The sequence below is a fragment of the Streptomyces sp. NPDC032940 genome (assembly GCF_040636935.1).
Classification (GTDB): domain Bacteria; phylum Actinomycetota; class Actinomycetes; order Streptomycetales; family Streptomycetaceae; genus Streptomyces.
Genome location: NZ_JBEZVJ010000027.1, coordinates 95167 through 111883 on the forward strand (window position 1 = coordinate 95167; position 16717 = coordinate 111883).

The following is a 16717-nucleotide window of genomic DNA, read 5'->3' on the forward strand; positions in this document are numbered from 1 at the left end:
GCGGTCAGCCCATCTGCTCGTTCCACTCGGCCTGCGCCTCGTTCAGCTGCTCCGCCATCGTGTCGAGGAAGTCCTTGGCGCTCATCTTGCCGAGCAGCACCTTCTGGAAGTTCGGCTCGTTGTCGGCCTTGGAGATGGTGTTCCAGTCCGGCAGGTAGTACGGCAGCTGGACGATGGTCGTGGAGCCGTCGTTCAGCGCCTCGGCGGCCAGCTTCGTCGGCTCGGCCTCGGAGATCCACGCGTCCTTCGCCGCGTCCGTGTTCGACGGCACCTGCCCGGCCGACTCGTTGAACTTCGAGTTCTGCTCCTTCGAGGTGGCGAACTCGATGAACTTCCAGGCGGCCTCCTTGTTCTTGGAGCTCTTGAACAGCCCGAGCCCGTCGACCGGGTTGGAGACCTGGACCCGCTTGCCGGAGGCGCCCACCGGCTGCGGGATGCCGCGGAACTTGTCGACGCCGAGCGCCTTCACATGGTCCTGGTAGGAGCCCAGGTTGTGGTTGAGCATGCCGATCGTGCCGGAGTCCCACTGGGCGACCATCTTGGCGAAGTCGTTGTTGACGTCCGCGGCCGGCGTGACCTTCTTGTAGAGCGCCGCGTACTTCTCCAGCGCCTCCACGTTCTTCGGGTCGTTGACCGTGGTCTTCTTCTTGTCCGCGTCCCAGAAGGAGGTGATGCCGGACTGCCCGTACATCGCGTCGAGGGCCTGGGCGATGGAGCCGGAGCCGCCGCGGATGGTGTAGCCGAACTCGTTCTTGCCCGCGGCGGTCAGCTTCTCGGCGGCCGTGTAGAAGGCGTCCCAGGTCGTCGGCGCCTCGAGGCCCGCCTTGTCGAACAGGTCGGTGCGGTAGTAGAGGACGCCGTTGTTGGCCGAGGTCGGCACCGAGTAGAGCCGGCCGTCGCCGCCGCCGGCGGCCCGCAGCGACTCGATCATGTCCTTGTTGACCCTGCCGTTGAGGGACGAGCCGGTGAGCCGGTTGTCCAGCGGCTCCAGCGCGTTCTGGGCGGAGAACCCGGCGAGCATCGCCGCGCCGACGCCGCCGACGTCGGGCAGGCCGCCGCCCTGGATGGCGGTGTCGACCTTGGACTGGTACTCGGTGGCGGCGATGCCCACGTACTCGACGTCGATGTCCGGGTTGGCCTTCTCGAAGTCGGCGATGATCTCCTTCCACACGGCCGTGCGGATGCCGCCGTTGTTGTCCCAGAAGACGATCTTCCCCTTGCCGCTGCCCTCGGCGCCCTTGTCGCCGCCCGCCCCGCTGCCGTCGTCACCGCAGGCGGTGGCGGTCAGCGCGAGCACGGCCCCCAGGGCGACGGCGGCGGTCGTCCGGCGCCTGCCGGTGCTTCTGCTGCTGCGCATGCTGATCTTCATTGGTCGGCTCTCTTCTTCTTCTGGATCCAACGGTGCGGTGCTGAACAACGTGGGGGGTCTGTGGATGGGTGCTGCGGGTGACTCAGTGGGTGCCGGACCGCTTCTGCGGCAAGCGCTTGCTGCGGAGGTGTGTCATGGCGGCTCCCGACAGGCGTACGGGTGGGTTGGTCACTGGGGGCGGATCCGGAACCGGGTGAACTCGGCGGCCCCGGCGGGCCCCGCCCCCTCGGGCGCGAGCGCGAACAGGCCGAGCAGGGCGCCGACCCAGCGCCACGGGGTGGCGGCGAAGACCTGGCCGGTGGGCCGGGGGCCGCCGCCGAGGTCGTAGGAGAAGCGGCAGCGCGCCCCGGGCGCCGTCTCGATCCGCAGCCGCACCCGTCCCCCGGGCGCGAGGCGGGGGTGGTCGGCGTCGCGTTCGGCCTCGGCCACGGTCTCGGCGAACCGGTGCACCAGGTGCACCGCCCCGTCCGCTCCCCGCTGGAGCCCGATCCACCGGTAGGCGTCGCCGAGCACCGCGAGCCCGGCCCGGGCGCCCGGCTCCGTGCTGTCCAGCCGCAGCTCCACCTCCACCGTCGACGGCAGGCCGGGCAGGCGCTGGGTGAGGACGTTCGGCAGTCTGCGCAGGTCGTGCGCGTCGGCCGTGCGCAGGCAGGCGAGCCGGAGCGCGTCCCCGGAGTGCGCGATGGCCCAGCCGTCGCCGGGGTTGGCCGTCCAGGACCACTGGCGTCCGTACCGTCCGCCGGGGAAGGCGTCGTCGGTCGCGGGCGCGGCGGGCGGCTGCGGCGGCAGCGCGGGGCGCCGGTGGGCGGTCACCGGCGCGCCGTCGTCGCCGAGGACCGGCCAGCCGTCCGCGCCCCAGGTCATCGGCTGGAGGTGGACCACCCTGCCGTACGCGCCGCGCTGCTGGAAGTGCAGGAACCAGTCCTCGCCGGCCGCGGTCCGCACCCAGCCGCCCTGGTGGGGGCCGTTGACGTCGGTGTCCTTCTGCTCCAGGACGACCTTCTCCTCGTACGGGCCGAAGAAGTCACGGGAGCGGAAGGCTCCCTGCCAGCCGGTCTCCACTCCCCCGGCGGGCGCCAGGATCCAGAACCAGCCGTCGTGCCGGTAGAGCTTGGGGCCCTCCAGGGTGAACCAGCCCGGGATGCGGTCGGCGTCCACGATCACCTTGCCCTCGTCGAGGAGCCCGGTGCCGTCGGGGTGCATGCGGTGCCCGGTGAGGCGGTTCTTGACGCCGGAGCGGGAGCGGGCCCAGGCGTGCACCAGGTAGGCCTCGCCGGTCTCCTCGTCCCACAGGGGGCAGGCGTCGATCAGGCCCTTGCCGGCCTTCACCAGGTGCGGCGCGGTCCACGGGCCCCGGATCTCGGGGGCGTTGACCTGGAAGACGCCCTGGTCGGGGTCGCCCCAGAAGATCCAGAAGCGGCCGGCGTGGTGGCGCAGGGACGGGGCCCAGACGCCGCAGTCGTGCCGGGGCGCGGCGAAGGCGTCCGCAGGTTCGAGGCGCTCCAGCGCGTGGCCGGCCAGAGTCCAGTTGACCAGGTCCCGCGAGTGCAGCAGCGGCAGGCCGGGGGCGCGGCCGAAGCTGGAGGCGGTCAGGTAGAAGTCGTCGCCGACGCGGAGGACGTCCGGGTCGGACCAGTCGGCGTTCAGGATCGGGTTGGTGTAGGTGTCCGCGGTCTCGGGGATTCCGGCGGTCACGGCGCCACCGCCTTCCGCGCGCTCAGCGGTCACGGCGCCACCGCCTTCCATGCGCTCAGCGGTCACGGCGCCACCGCCTTCCGTACGAGGGCCGCCGCGCCCTCCGCGTCGAGACGGCCGTCGGCGACGACGGTGACGACGCGGCGGACGAGGGTGTCGCCGGGGGCGAGCGGCAGCCGCTCGCCGTGGGCCAGGGAGGAGCCGACGCCCGGGTACTCCTCGGTGCGCACGAACCACGGGTCGCGCCGGGTGCGTTCGGTGGCGCCGGCGAAGACCAGGGACCAGGTGGCGCCGGTGAGGGCGAGCCAGTCGGCGGTGCGGCCGTGCACGGCCTGCTCGCCCGCGCGGTCGGCGGTGAAGACGTGCGGGGCCGTGCTCTCCTTACGGGCCCGCCAGAAGAAGCCGCCGTAGGCCGCGCCGGGGCGCCCGTTGGTCGCGGGGCTGCCGATGGTGACGGGGTCCGGGGTGACGTTGGTGAGGGAGAAGGTGAAGTCCAGCGCCCAGGCGACGTCCGTGAGTCCGGTGGCCGCGACGGTGCGGCGTTCGCGCAGCAGCTCGGTGCCGGCGGCGACCCAGCGCAGTTCCTCGACGAAGCCGTCGGGGTCGCGGAGCTGGAAGGCGGTGTGCCGCTGGGCGCCGTGGTTGTCCAGCTCGGTCGGTCCCTGGTCGCGGACGTAGGTGCGCCCGCCCCAGAAGTTGTGGCCCTCGACGTCGGGAACGGCGACACCGACGCCGAGGTGATGGAGGTGGTCGGCGGGGTTGAACTCGGTGACGACGGTGCCGGCCAGGGTGGTGACGGGGTGCAGATAGGGGCGCGGGGAGAGCCGGACGGGCAGCTCGGGCCGGGTGACGTACCGGCCGACGGGGCGGCCGGCCACGCGCAGTACCGGGGAGTCGGGGCCGGTCATCGGGTGCTCACCTCTTTCAGCGGGTGCTCCGTGCGCGCGGCCCAGGGGGCGCCGAGTTCGGAGTACAGGGAGAGGGTGTCGGCGGCGGCGGCCACGAGGCCGTCGATGCCGGGGACCACGCGGCGCCGCTCGCCGGGGACGGGGCGCCAGGCGCCGTCGGGCAGCGGCTCCGGGTCGGGGGCCCGGCGGATCGCCTCCACGACCCGCATGAAGGCGCCGGTCCCGGCGGGCGGGACCAGCAGCGCGGCACCGGTGGTGAGGTGGTCGACCAGGTTCTCCAACAGGTCGGTGCGGCCGTGCTCGAACTCCTCGGGTCCGTGGCCCGCGCGCTGGAGCAGGACGCGGTCCTGCTTGTACCAGAAGGTGATCCGTCCGCTGCTGCCGTGCACCAGGACGTACGGTTCGCCGGCCCGCTCCGCGCACAAGGTCGCGGCGACGGTGACCCGGTGGCCCCGCGTGGTGGTGACCCGTACGCAGGAGGTGTCGTCGGCCTCGATGTCGTTGGCGTGGCTCAGCTCGGTCTCGATGCCGGCGACGTCCTCGGCGCGGGCGGTGCCGCCGAGGGCGAGGGCGGTGGCGACGGCGTGCGCGAGGGGGTTGGTCAGCGCGCCGTCGATCACGTCGGCGCCGTCCAGCCGCCGCCGGCCGGCCCAGGGCGCACGGCGGAAGTAGGCCTCGTCGCGCACCCAGGCCCCGGCCCCGCCGACGCCCACGACCTCGCCGACCGCGCCCTCGGCGATCAGCGCCCGGATGGCGGGCACGGCGTGCGAGCCCAGCGACTGGAACCCGACCTGGCAGGCGACGCCGGCCTCGGCGACCCCGTCGGCCATGCGCCGGAACTCGGCGTACGACGGTGCCGGGGGCTTCTCGAGCAGCAGGTGCACGCCCCGGCGGGCGGCGGTCAGCGCGAGGTCGGTGTGGGTGGGGATCGGCGTGCAGATCACGGCGATCCGGGCGCCGGTGGAGTCGAGCAGGGCACCGAAGTCGGGCGACTGCTCGGGGAGTTCACCGCCGGCCTCCTCCTCGTTCAGCGGGGTGAGCTCGCAGATGCCGGCCAGGCGGACCAGGCCCGCCCGCTCCAGGCGGCGGATGTTGGCGACGTGCCAGCGGCCGTGGCCGCGGGCGCCGGCGAGGACGACGGGAACCCGGCTCATCCCTTCACCGCCCCCGCGCTGAAGCCGGTGATCAGCCACTTCTGGATGAAGGCGAAGACGATCACGACGGGCACGGCGGCGATGATGCCGCCGGCGGCGAGCGCGCCGAGGTCGACGCTGTCCGCGCTCATCAGGGTGTTGAGGCCGACCGGGATGGTCTGCTTGCCCTGGTCGTTGAGGAACATCAGGGCGAACAGGAAGTGGTTCCAGGAGTGCACGAAGGCGAAGGAGCCGACGGCGATCAGGCCGGGGCGCAGCAGCGGCAGCACGACGATCCGGAAGGCCCGGAACCGCCCGCAGCCGTCGACCCAGGCGGCCTCCTCCAGGGAGTACGGCACGTTCTTGATGAAGTTGCTGATCAGGATCATCGACAGCGGCAGCTGGAAGACCGTCTCGGCGATGATGACGCTGCCCAGCGAGTTGATCATCTTCAGCTCGGCGAAGATCTCGAACAGCGGGACCAGCAGCAGCGCGCCGGGCACGAACTGGGAGCAGAGCAGGGCGAGCATGAAGCCCCGCTTGACCTTGAAGTCGAACCGGGCGAGGGCGTAGCCGCCGGCCAGGGCGACGAGCGTCGTCATGACCAGGGTGGCGAGGCCGACCAGCACGCTGTTCTGGAAGAAGGTGCCGAAGGCGCGGTCGGTCCACACCTTCTCGAAGTGCTCGAAGGTGAGGGGCCAGGGCACGAGCGAGGTCGAGCCGGCCGGGCGCACCGCGAAGAGCAGGATCCAGTAGAACGGGATCAGGGTGAAGACCAGGTAGATGCCGAGCGGCAGGTAGATCTGCCAGCGGGGGACCTCGTCCCAGGCGGGGCGCTTCTTCGTGGGGCGCGGCGGTTCCTGGCCGGCCCGCACGGGTGCGGGCGCGGGCGCGGGGGCCTCCTTGGTGATCACTTGTTCTCGCCTCCGAACTTGCTCAGCCGCAGGTAGACGATCGAGCAGAAGAGCAGGATCACGAACGCGACCGTGGTGAGGGCCGACGCGTAGCCGAAGTTGTGCGCGTCGACGCTGGTGTTGGCGATGTAGAGGGGCAGGGTCGTGGTCTCGCCCGCGGGTCCGCCGCCGGTCAGGGTGTAGAGCAGGTCCACGTTGTTGAACTCCCACACCGCGCGCAGCAGCGTGGACAGGATGATCGCGTCCTTCAGGTGGGGCAGGGTGATGTGCCAGAACTGCTTGATCCGGCTGGCCCCGTCGACCTCGGCGGCCTCGTAGAGGTCCTTCGAGACGGACTGGAGGTCGGCGAGGATGAGGATCGCGAAGAAGGGCACGCCGCGCCACAGGTCGGCGACGACCGCGGCGGAGAACACCGTCGAGGTGTCCGAGAGCCAGCTGGTGCCGTAGGAGCCGATGCCCATGTCGGCGAGGTAACGGGTGATGCCGGTCTGGGAGTTGTAGAGCAGCACCCAGATCGCGGAGGTCAGCACGCCGGAGACGGCCCAGGGGGAGAAGACGAGGGCACGCCCGATCCCCCGGCCCACGAAGGTCTGGTTGACGATGAGCGCCAGCGCCAGGCCGAACAGCAGCTGGAGTCCGACCTCGACGAAGACCCACTTGGCGCTGAAGACGAGGGTGTCCCAGAACTGCGGGTCGTCGGTGAAGATCCTGACGAAGTTGTCGAGGCCCGCGAAGCCGTTCCGCCACGGCTTGGTGGGGTTGTAGTCCTGCAGGCTGTAGTAGAAGACGCTGATGACCGGGTAGGCGATGAAGCCCAGCATCAGCAGGGCGGCGGGACCGATCAGCAGGTACGGGAGCCTGCGCGGCGTGGCGGAGGCACGGCGCCGCCGGGGTGGCGCGGGCGGTTTCGCCACGGCTGCGGCTTGGGCCATGACAGTTCTCCGTTCTGGTACGTCGTGCGTGGGTGGTGCCTGTGCGGTGCGCCTGCGGCGCGGGGCGGGGGGCGCGGCGGCGTGGTGCTCGCCGGGAAGCGCTTTCTCGAGGTGCGTGGGTGTGCGGTGCCCCGCTGCCGCGGGGGGGGGGTGGGGGATCAGCCGGCGTACGGGTCCTGCACCGAGCCCGGGCGGGCGAGGAACTCGAAGTCGCAGCCGGTGTCGGCCTGGGTGATCTGTTCGTCGTAGAGGGCGCCGTAGCCGCGTTCGTAGCGGGCGGGCGGCGGCGTCCAGGCGGCCCTGCGGCGCTCCAGTTCCTCGTCGTCCACGTGGAGCTGGAGGGAGCGCGCCTCGACGTCGAGGGTGATCGGGTCGCCGGTGCGTACCAGCGCGAGCGGCCCGCCGACGTACGACTCGGGTGCCACGTGCAGCACGCACGCGCCGTAGCTCGTGCCGCTCATCCGGGCGTCGGAGATCCGCACCATGTCCCGCACACCCTGCTTGAGCAGGTGGTCGGGGATGGGCAGCATGCCGTACTCGGGCATGCCGGGACCGCCCTTGGGTCCGGCGTTGCGGAGCACGAGCACGCTGTCGGCGGTGATGCCCAGCTCCGGGTCGTTGATGGTGCGCTGCATGGTCCGGTAGTCGTCGAAGACGACGGCGGGACCGGTGTGCTTGAGCAGGTGCGGCTCGGCGGCGATGTGCTTGATGACGGCGCCGTCGGGGCAGAGGTTGCCGCGCAGCACGGCGACCCCGCCCTCGTCCGCGACGGGGTTGTGCCGGGGCCGGATGACGTCGTCGTCGTGGACGAGGGCACCGTCGAGCTGCTCGCGCATCGTGTCGTGCGAGACGGTGGGCCGGTCCAGGTGGAGCAGATCGGTGATGCGGGAGAGGAAGCCGGGCAGGCCGCCGGCGAAGTGGAAGTCCTCCATCAGGTACGTCTGTCCGCCGGGGCGGACGTTGGCCAGTACGGGGACGGTGCGGGCGATGCGGTCGAAGTCGTCGAGGGTGAGGGTGACGCCCGCGCGGCCCGCCATGGCGATCAGGTGGATCACGGCGTTGGTGGAGCCGCCGAGGCCGAGCACGGTGGTGACGGCGTCCTCGAAGGCGTCCGCGGTGAGGATGTCGCTCAGCCTGCGGTCCCGGTGGACGAGTTCGACGATGCGCATGCCGGCCGCGGCGGCCATCCGGTCGTGCCCGGAGTCGACGGCGGGGATGCTGGAGGCGCCCGGGACCGTGACGCCGAGGGCCTCGGCGGCGGCGGTCAGCGTGGAGGCGGTGCCCATCGTCATGCAGTGGCCGGGCGAGCGGGCCAGGCCGCTCTCCAGCTCCAGCATCTCGCAGTCGCCGATGAGACCGGCCCGCTTGTCGTCCCAGTACTTCCACATGTCGGTGCCGGAGCCGAGGGTATGGCCGCGCCAGTGCCCGGGGAGCATGGGCCCGGCGGGCACGAACACGGCGGGCAGGTCGACGCTGGCGGCGCCCATGAGCAGGGCGGGCGTGGACTTGTCGCAGCCGCCCATCAGCACGGCGCCGTCGACCGGGTAGGAGCGCAGCAGCTCCTCGGTCTCCATGGCGAGGAGGTTGCGGTAGAGCATCGGGGTCGGCTTCTGGAAGGTCTCGCTGAGCGTGGAGACCGGGAACTCCAGCGGGAAGCCGCCCGCCTGCCACACGCCCCGCTTCACGGCCTGGGCCCGGTCGCGGAGGTGGACGTGGCAGGGGTTGATGTCGGACCAGGTGTTGAGGATCGCGATGACCGGCTTGCCGAGGTGCTCCTCGGGCAGGTAGCCGAGCTGGCGGGTGCGGGCGCGGTGGCTGAAGGAGCGCAGGCCGTCGGTGCCGTACCACTGGTGGCTGCGGAGCTCCTCGGGCGGCTTCCGGCCGGTCATATGGACCACCCCGCGGCGATGGCGGCGACCTCGGCGCGCTCGCTCTCGGGCAGCGGCTTGCTCGGCGGACGGACCTCGCGACGGCACAGGCCCAGCGAGGCAAGGGCCTCCTTGACCACGGTGACGTTGTTGGCGGATCCGTTGGCGGCGCGCAGTTCCTCGAAGCGGCGGATCTGCTCCCAGACCTTCATGGCGGCCGCGTAGTCGCCGGATCGAAGCGCTTCGATCATGTTCAGCGAAACGGCCGGGGCGACGTTCACGAGCCCCGAGGTGAAGCCGGTGGCGCCCGCCGAGAAGTACGAGGGGGCGTACGGCTCGGCGAGCCCCGCGACCCAGACGAAGCGCTCGAGGCCGGCGTCGCGGGCGAAGGCGGCGAAGCGGGCCGCGTCCGGGACGGCGTACTTGACGCCGAGGACGTTGGGGCAGTGGTCGGCGAGTTCGGCGAGGCGGGCGCCGGGGAGCTGGGGGTTGCGCAGGTAGGGCACGACGCCCAGGTCGGGCACGGCCTCGGCGATCGCGCGGTGGTAGTCGACCCAGCCGCCCTGGGAGACGTAGGGGTGGACGGGCTGGTGGACCATCACCATCTGGGCGCCCAGCTCGCGGGCGTGCCGCGCGGAGGCCACCGCGGTCGGCACGTCGTGGCCGACGCCGACCAGGATTGCGGCACCCTCGCCGGCCTCCTCGAGGGTCAGCTCGGTGACGAGGCGGCGCTCGGCCGGATCGAGGGCGTAGAACTCGCCGGTGTTTCCGTTGGGGGTGAGGGTCGTGATGCCGGCGTCGAGGAGACGACGCAGCAGGGCCCGGTAGGCGGCGGGGTCGACGGAGCCGTCCTCGGCGAACGGGGTCACCGGGATCGCCACCACGTCGGCCAGGGCCGCCCGCTGGGTCTCGAACGTCGTTGTCATGCCTGACCGACCTCTTCCTGGGCCTCGGTCCCCGCTCCGGGGAAGGCCCGCTCGACGAACGACGCGATGTGCGCGTGCAGGGCGCGGGCCGCGCCGTCCGCGTCACCGGCGAGGGCGAGGCGCAGGATCTCCTGGTGCTCGCCGGCCTCCCTCTCCCAGGAGGGGTCGGCGGCCCAGGCGACGGCGGAGACGAGGGCCGCCTGATCGCGCACCTCGTCGAGCATCCGGCCGAGCAGCGGGTTGCCGCACGGCAGGTACAGGGCGCGGTGGAACTCGCGGTTGGCGAGCGACCGTTCGGCCGTGTCCGTGGCCTGGTCGGCCCGGGACAGCGCGTCGCGGGCGGCGTCCAGGGAGGCACCGCGGCGCACCGCGCGCTTGAGCGCCTCCGGCTCCAGGAGCAGCCGCACGTCGTAGACCTCGCGCGCCATGTCCGCGTCCACCATGCGCACGGTGACGCCCTTGTACTGGCTCATCACGACCAGTCCGGTGCCGGCCAGGGTCTTGAGCGCTTCGCGCACGGGTGTCTTGGACACCCCGAACTGGGCGGCGAGGTCGGTCTCGACCAGGGCCTGACCGGGCGTCAGGCGTCCGGTCAGGATGCGGCGTTTGATCTCCTCCAGCACGTACTGCGTGCGGGAGGGGATCGGCGTGGGCACAGAGGTCATGCGCGCCTCTCGGATCTCACATATCGCGTCTCATATATGACGTACGGAGTACGACGCGTTGAAGGTAGGAGGGGCGAGGGGCGGCGTCAATGCTTCTGACAAAAGAAAGTTCGGGGGCTCGTCGGGCCCTGCTCATACGTCGACGGTGTGCCCTACGCGGGCGGTGGCGGTGGGACCGCCGAACGCCGCGGCGGCCCGAGCGGTGGCCGTCGCGGGGGTGAGGGTGGGCCCGACGTGCGTGACGAGCAGGCGCCGGGCACCGGCCTCGCGGGCGGTGTCACCCGCGTCCTCGGGCGTGAGGTGCACTTGTTCGCCTTCGCGATGCGTGTCGATGTCCGCCTCGCACAGGAAGAGGTCGGCGTCGCGGGCGAGGCCGGTGAGCGCGGCGCACGGTCCGCTGTCCCCCGAGTAGGCGAGGACCCGGCCTGCGCCCTCGGCCCGCAGCCCGTACGCCTCGCAGTCGTGCCGGACCGCGCGGGCGGTGAGGGTTACCCCGCCGTGCCGGGCGGTGTGGCCGTCGTACAGCGTCCTGACGTCGAAGACGTCACCGAGGAAGTGGGTGTCCGGCCGTCCGAAGAACCCGGCGAGGCGCTCGGCGCAGCCCTGCGGGGCGTAGAGGGGGATGGGGGAGGCCGGGGTCATTCCCCCGTAGGCGAAGGCGTAGCAGGCGGCCGGCAGGTCAGCGGTGTGATCCGCGTGGAGGTGGGATATCCAGATGGCGCTCAACCGCGCCGGATCGGTGTGCCGCTGCAACTCCGCGAACGTCCCGGTCCCGGCGTCCACCCACACCTCGGCACCCTCACCGCGCAGCAGATGACCGGAGCAGGGCCGGTCCGGAGCCGGGTGCGGGGAGGCGGTGCCGAGGACGGTGAGGGTGAGGGTCATGCGGGGAGGCTATGCGGCGCCGCCGGGGCGAAGGCCCTGTGCTCCCCTAGAGCACCGGCCGGGTCCAGCCCGGGTCACGACCACTGAGGCCCACCGCACGGTCCAGCAGCGGGGCGTCGTCCGGGACGGGGACGACGGGGCCGAAGATGCCGCCCCCTCCGTCGGACTCCTCCGCGGCGGCGGCGAGGAAGCCGTGCGATGCCTGGAGCGCGGCCGGGTCGGGCGTGTACTCCTGGCCGGTGGCACGGGCGAGGTCCCAGCCGTGGATCACCAGCTCGTCGGCGGCCACAGCACCGGCGACCGCGCCGGGCAGGTCGAGGCCGCCGGCCCGGGTCATGCCGGTCCAGGCCTCCGGGGCCCGCCAGGCGTCGGCTAGCTCGTCGAGCACCTTGGGCAGCTGCTCGCGCCAGCCGGGCCCGATGTCCGGCACGCTCGCGTCGGGGCTCGTGTCGGTGGTGGCGCCCAGGTCCTTGCGCGCGGCGTCGCGAAAGGCGGCGGCCAGGCCGGTCAGATGCCCGAGCAGATTACGGACGGCCATGTCGGGACACGGCGTGGGGTCCTCGAGCGCCGCATCGCCGACCCCCTCGGCGAGACGCGCCACGATCCGCGCCTGCGGCCCGAGGTCGAGGGTGGGGGTGCGGTCGGGGGTGTCCTGGGGACTCATGGGCTGCTCCTCGGTGCGGCGCGGCGGGCTCTCTCGGTCGGTAGACCGGCGACGACCGCGGAACTCATCGGTCGAGACCCCCGCCCCTAGGGCACCTGCCCGATGCCCGCCCCCGTGCCTTAGGCCCACCATCCCAGGCATGACGGCACCGAGAACACCTCACACGAGCAGGACGAGGGAGACGACGCGGGGAGCCTGGCCGGCGCTCCGCGCCCTGCGCGACCGGAACGCGGGTCTGTACCTCTCCGGGGTGGTGGTGTCCGGCTTCGGCACCTCGGCGCTGTGGCTGGTGTCCGGCGTGTGGGTGAAGGACCTCACCGGCTCGGACGGACTGGCGGCACTGTGTGTGCTGGCCCTGTGGACACCGACCCTCCTGGGCCCGGCGCTGGGCACACTGGCCGACCGCGTCCGCCGCAAGCCGCTGCTGATCACCGGCAGCCTGCTCCTGGCCGGCCTCCTGCCCACCCTCTTCGCTGTGGACTCTCCGGACACGGTGTGGCTGCTGTTCGCGGTGCTGTTCGTGTACGGCGCGGTGGGCGTCGTCCACGACGCGGCCGAGTCGGCGCTCGTCGCTACGGCGGTCGCCCCCGGCCTGCTCGGCGACTTCAACGGCCTGCGCACGACGGCGACGGAGGGCATGAAGCTGGTGGCGCCGCCGGCGGGCGCGGGCATCTACGCAGCGTACGGCGGCGCGAGCGTGGCGGTGCTGGACGCGGCGACGTTCGTCCTGGCCACGGCCCTGTACGCGGCCCTGCGGGTACGGGAGGCACCGCCCGAGCACCCCCCGGCTCGCCGGCGCCGGCAGACCGCCGAGGGTGCCCGGTACCTGTGGCGGCACCCGCGCCTGCGCCCGCTCGTCCTCGCGGGCGGCGTCATGATGCTGTGCGCGGGCGTCTGCGGGGCGACGGTGTACGCCGTCGTCGACGCCCTCGGCCACTCCCCCGCGTACGCCGGCGCGCTGTACGCCGTCCAGGGCGCCGGGTCGGTGGCGGTCGGCCTGCTGGCGGGGCCGGCGCTGCGACGCCTGGGCGAGCGACGGTTCGCGGCGGCCGGGATCACGCTGCTGGCGATCTCGGTGACGGCACGCGCGGTACCGCACGACGCGGTGGCCCTGCTGTCCTTCGCGACGGCGGGCGCGGGGATGCCGGCGGCCCTGATCGCGGCACTGACCGCGGTCCAGCACGAGACGCCGGGGCGACTGCTGGGCCGGACGAGCGCCACCGCCAACTCCCTGCTCTTCGCACCGAACGTCCTCGGCCTGGCGGCGGGAGCGGCCCTGGTGGAACACACGGACCTGCTCCTGCTGCTCCCCACCACGGGCGCGGCACTGCTGGCGACGGCTGCGGCACTGATCCGCGCCTCTCATCCCAACCCCACCCGCACCCCCTCCAGATCCCCGTCCGAAGCCAATCCCGCGTGATACAGCCGCAGCTCTGTCGCCCCCAGCGCGCGTGCCCGGGCCGCGTCCGTCGCCAGGGTGCCGGGGCTGCCGCCCATGCCGGAGACCACCGTCAGGTTGGCGGCGAGGACGGAGCCGGCACCGGCCGCCTCCGCGAACGGCGTCAGCAGACCCGCCCCGCCGGTGCAGGGGACGACCACGCCGTCCGCGACGGAGAGGATGTGCGCGGGGTCCACGCCCGCGTTGGCGCCGCAGTGGTACGACACCGGGTCCGCGTGCAGCAGGACCTGGAAGCCGGTGGGTGCCGCCGCACGGACCGCGGTGACCGCCGCTTCCTGGAGGGTGCGCGCGGTCATGTCCCGCCATGTGCGCGTCGCGTTCGCCCGCGTCTCGCCGAGGAGTTTCTCCACGCCCGCCCAGCCCCCGTCCGACGGCGCGGCCCCCTGCCACACCGGCTCCAGCGCGGCGCGCACCGCCGCGGCCAGGGCGTCGGGGTCGAGGCCCTGGGCGTCGTAGCCCGAGCGGCAGGTCGGGCAGAAGCAGAGCGACATCAGGTAGTGGCCGGCGTCGCCGAGCGGCACCCCGGCGGTCTTGTCGTGGGCGTGGAGGTGGGCCAGCCCGTACCAGCCGAGGGACTCCAGCTCCGTGCCGCGCGCCCCGGGACGTACCGCCGCCTCCGCGGCCAGGTCGGTGAGGTACGCGCGCGTGGCGGGCTGTGCGATGCAGGGTGCCCAGGGGTAGCGGTCGCCGTAGGCGTTGACGACCGAGGTGTGCGGATGCTCGGCGCCCAGGCGGGAGTTGTGGGCGAGGACGACCCAGGTGTGCACCTCCAGGCCCGCCGCCGCGAGGGTTTCCGCGGCCTCGCCCCAGGCGTCGCCCGGCGCCCAGTCGCCGGCCTCGTAGGGGCGCAGTTCGCGGCCCTCCCAGCGGGTGGCGTCCGGCGGGTAGAGGACGGCGGCGTGCTCGGCGGTGACGACGCGGTGGCGCGGGTGGCGGGGGGTGAGGGCGCGGGTGGAGTGGTAGGCGGAGGCCAGTGTCACCTGGTCCACGCCCAGGCCGGCGACGAACCCGGCCGCCCCGGGGTCGCCGTTGACGTCCCACGGGTAGACGAACGCCGATGCCCTCACTGGTCGGTCCCCTCTGCGAGCAGCGCGTATCCGCGGTCGGTGAGCTGCGCGAGCTGTTTGACGTGGTCCTCGCTCGGCTCGTGCAGCGGCGCCCGGACCTCCCCCACGTCCAGGCCGCGCAGCCGTACGCCCGCCTTGACCAGGGCGACGGCGTATCCGCGGCCCTGGTCGCGCAGTTCGACGAAGGGCCGGTAGAAGCCGTCCAGCAGTCGGTGCGCGGTGGCCTCGTCGCCGGTGTGGAGCGCCCGGTGGAAGGCGAGGGCGACCTCGGGGGCGAAGCAGAAGACGGCGGACGAGTAGAGGGTGATGCCGAGGGCGCGGTAGGCGAGCTGGGTCTGCTCGGCGGTCGGCAGTCCGTTGCAGTAGAGGAAGTCCTCGCCGGGCAGCTCCGTGCGCATGGCGCTGACGATGCGCTGCATCAGGTCGAGGTCGCCGAGTCCGTCCTTGAGGCCGATCACCCCGTCCGTGCGGGCCAGTTCGACCACCGTCTCCGGGGTGAACACGGCGTTGTCCCGCTGGTAGACGATCACCGGCAGGGAGGTCGCGGCCGCCACCTCCCGGTAGTGCCGCAGCAGCCCCTCCTGCCCGGCGACGACCAGGTACGGCGGCATGGCGAGCAGGCCGTCGGCCCCCGCTTCCTCGGCGAGCCGGGCGTAGCGCACGGCGAGCGCGGTGCCGTAGCCCGCGCCGGCGACGACGGGCACGCGTCCGGCCGCCTCCTCCACGGCCGCCCGCACGCAGTCCTGGAACTCCTCGGGCGTGAGCGCGTGGAACTCCCCGGTGCCGCAGCAGGCGAACACGGCGGCGGCCCCGGCGTCGATGCCGCGGCGCACGTGCGCGCGGTAGACGTCGAGGTCGATGTCGCCGCCGGGGCCGTACGCCGTGACGGGGAAGAACAGCGGCCCGCTGGGGACGGTGAGCCGGGCGGCGAGAGGGGCTGAGGTCACGAGCACTCCCCGTTCCATATGTATGATCTGCGTCTATATTTCTGAACGCCTCCACGCTAAGCCGCCACCGGAGGCCGGTCAAGCGCACCCCCTCCCGGCGCACCAGCGGATCCTTCGCTTCCGCGCGACTTCCGCGCCGCTTCCCTGCCGCTGCCCTGCCGCTTCCGCGTCGCCGTCGTGGCGCTCCGCCGGGACACTTGACGGGTCACCCTTCCTCTCCTTAGCGTGTCCACGCATATGAACGCCATACGCGCATACGCATGGCGCCCGCTTCGAGGAGACCCCAGGAGACCCCGAGGATGCCCGCTCCCCGCACCGTTCTGCTCACCGGCGCCGCCGGCGGCCTCGGCACCCTGATGCGGGACCTGCTCCCCGGCTACGGCTACGAGCTGCGCCTGCTCGACCTGCGCCCGGTCGAGGGCGAGCCGGACGCGATCGTCGCCGACCTCGCCGACCGGGACGCCGTGCGCGAGGCGGTCCGGGGCGTCGACGCGATCATCCACCTCGCCGGCATCTCCCTGGAAGCCCCCTTCGAGAAGATCCTCAAGGCGAACATCGAGGGCACGTACCACCTGTACGAGGCCGCCCGCGAGGAGGGTGTCGGGCGCATCGTCTTCGCCTCTTCCAACCACGCCGTCGGCTACACCCCGCGCCCGCAGGGCGACGACCCCCTCATCCCGGTCGACACCCCGCGCCGCCCGGACACCTTCTACGGCCTGTCCAAGTGCTTCGGCGAGGACCTCGCCCAGCTCTACTGGGACAAGCACGGCCTGGAGACCGTCTCGGTCCGCATCGGGTCCTGCTTCCCCGAGCCGACCAGCGTGCGCATGCTCTCGGTGTGGATGAGCCCCGCCGACGGCGCCCGTCTCCTGCACGCGGCCCTCACCGCGGAGAACGTCGGCCACACCGTCGTCCACGGCTCCTCCGCCAACACCCGGCTGTGGTGGGACCTCACCTCCGCGCGGGCGCTCGGCTACGAGCCGCAGGACGACTCCGAGCCGTACGCCGAGAAGCTCGTCGCCGAGCAGGGCGAGCTCGACCCGGACGACCCTGCGCACGCGTGCCTCGGCGGTCACTTCGTGACCGACCCCCCGATCTGGCCGTACTGACCGGAACACGACCCCACGGCGGGGGGGGGGGGGCCCGCGCCGGCCCCCCCCCCCCCCCCGCACGCGGCCCCCCCCCCCCCCGCCCCCCCCCCCCCCCCCCCCCCCCCCCCCCCCCCCCCAACCCCCCCCCCCCCCCCCCCCCCCCCCCCCCCCCCCCCCCCCCCCCCCCCCCCCCC

15 protein-coding genes are annotated in these 16717 nt (G+C 73.1%); 2 read left to right on the plus strand and 13 right to left on the minus strand.

The window, feature by feature from the left end; translation table 11 throughout:
* Positions 1-4: 4 nt before the first annotated feature.
* The 11 genes from AB0E77_RS27095 to AB0E77_RS27145 form a co-directional block, all read right to left on the minus strand.
* A complete protein-coding gene (locus AB0E77_RS27095) occupies positions 5-1369 on the minus strand; it encodes a sugar ABC transporter substrate-binding protein (protein WP_361575177.1) in 1365 nt (454 codons plus the stop codon).
* Between the two features lie 168 nt (positions 1370-1537).
* The gene (locus tag AB0E77_RS27100) at positions 1538-3064 is read right to left on the minus strand and encodes a family 43 glycosylhydrolase (RefSeq protein WP_361575180.1); all 1527 of its coding nucleotides are present in this window, start codon (positions 3062-3064) and stop codon (positions 1538-1540) included.
* Between the two features lie 62 nt (positions 3065-3126).
* Positions 3127-3972: a PmoA family protein gene (locus AB0E77_RS27105; protein WP_361575183.1), complete on the minus strand. Its 846-nt coding sequence runs from the start codon at positions 3970-3972 to the stop codon at positions 3127-3129.
* On the minus strand, positions 3969-5126 hold the full coding sequence (locus tag AB0E77_RS27110; RefSeq protein WP_361575186.1) for a Gfo/Idh/MocA family oxidoreductase: 1158 nt from the start codon (positions 5124-5126) through the stop codon (positions 3969-3971). The genes AB0E77_RS27105 and AB0E77_RS27110 overlap by 4 nt, the downstream gene beginning before the upstream one ends.
* Complete coding sequence (locus tag AB0E77_RS27115; RefSeq protein ID WP_225638650.1) at positions 5123-6019, minus strand: carbohydrate ABC transporter permease; 897 nt, start codon at positions 6017-6019, stop codon at positions 5123-5125. Before AB0E77_RS27115 ends, AB0E77_RS27110 begins: the two co-directional genes overlap by 4 nt.
* Positions 6016-6951 carry a sugar ABC transporter permease gene (locus tag AB0E77_RS27120; RefSeq protein ID WP_361575189.1) on the minus strand — a complete coding sequence of 312 codons (936 nt, stop codon included), beginning with the start codon at positions 6949-6951 and terminating at the stop codon, positions 6016-6018. The genes AB0E77_RS27115 and AB0E77_RS27120 overlap by 4 nt, the downstream gene beginning before the upstream one ends.
* Before the next feature lie 158 nt (positions 6952-7109).
* Entirely contained in the window at positions 7110-8840 is a 1731-nt protein-coding gene (gene araD, locus AB0E77_RS27125; protein ID WP_361575192.1) for an L-arabinonate dehydratase, read from the minus strand.
* Positions 8837-9745, minus strand: coding sequence for a dihydrodipicolinate synthase family protein (locus AB0E77_RS27130; protein WP_361575195.1), 909 nt, complete (start codon positions 9743-9745; stop codon positions 8837-8839). The genes araD and AB0E77_RS27130 overlap by 4 nt, the downstream gene beginning before the upstream one ends.
* Positions 9742-10410 carry a GntR family transcriptional regulator gene (locus AB0E77_RS27135; protein ID WP_361575198.1) on the minus strand — a complete coding sequence of 223 codons (669 nt, stop codon included), beginning with the start codon at positions 10408-10410 and terminating at the stop codon, positions 9742-9744. The genes AB0E77_RS27130 and AB0E77_RS27135 overlap by 4 nt, the downstream gene beginning before the upstream one ends.
* 132 nt (positions 10411-10542) lie before the next feature.
* The gene (locus tag AB0E77_RS27140) at positions 10543-11295 is read right to left on the minus strand and encodes an MBL fold metallo-hydrolase (protein WP_361575200.1); all 753 of its coding nucleotides are present in this window, start codon (positions 11293-11295) and stop codon (positions 10543-10545) included.
* A 46-nt stretch (positions 11296-11341) separates the two neighbouring features.
* Complete coding sequence (locus AB0E77_RS27145; RefSeq protein ID WP_361575203.1) at positions 11342-11959, minus strand: TIGR03086 family metal-binding protein; 618 nt, start codon at positions 11957-11959, stop codon at positions 11342-11344.
* A gap of 139 nt (positions 11960-12098) precedes the next feature.
* On the opposite strand from AB0E77_RS27145, the gene AB0E77_RS27150 reads away from it, so the two are divergent.
* Positions 12099-13379: an MFS transporter gene (locus tag AB0E77_RS27150; protein WP_361575206.1), complete on the plus strand. Its 1281-nt coding sequence runs from the start codon at positions 12099-12101 to the stop codon at positions 13377-13379.
* Here the strand turns inward: AB0E77_RS27150 and AB0E77_RS27155 are convergent.
* Together AB0E77_RS27155 and AB0E77_RS27160 are read right to left on the minus strand one after the other, a co-directional pair.
* Positions 13322-14485 carry a hypothetical protein gene (locus AB0E77_RS27155; RefSeq protein WP_361575209.1) on the minus strand — a complete coding sequence of 388 codons (1164 nt, stop codon included), beginning with the start codon at positions 14483-14485 and terminating at the stop codon, positions 13322-13324. The genes AB0E77_RS27150 and AB0E77_RS27155 overlap by 58 nt on opposite strands.
* Positions 14482-15432 carry a 5-dehydro-4-deoxyglucarate dehydratase gene (locus AB0E77_RS27160; protein WP_361575212.1) on the minus strand — a complete coding sequence of 317 codons (951 nt, stop codon included), beginning with the start codon at positions 15430-15432 and terminating at the stop codon, positions 14482-14484. Before AB0E77_RS27160 ends, AB0E77_RS27155 begins: the two co-directional genes overlap by 4 nt.
* Before the next feature lie 299 nt (positions 15433-15731).
* On the opposite strand from AB0E77_RS27160, the gene AB0E77_RS27165 reads away from it, so the two are divergent.
* Positions 15732-16541 (plus strand): NAD(P)-dependent oxidoreductase, encoded by an 810-nt coding sequence (locus AB0E77_RS27165; RefSeq protein ID WP_361575215.1) that lies wholly within the window; start codon positions 15732-15734, stop codon positions 16539-16541.
* Positions 16542-16717 lie beyond the last annotated feature (176 nt).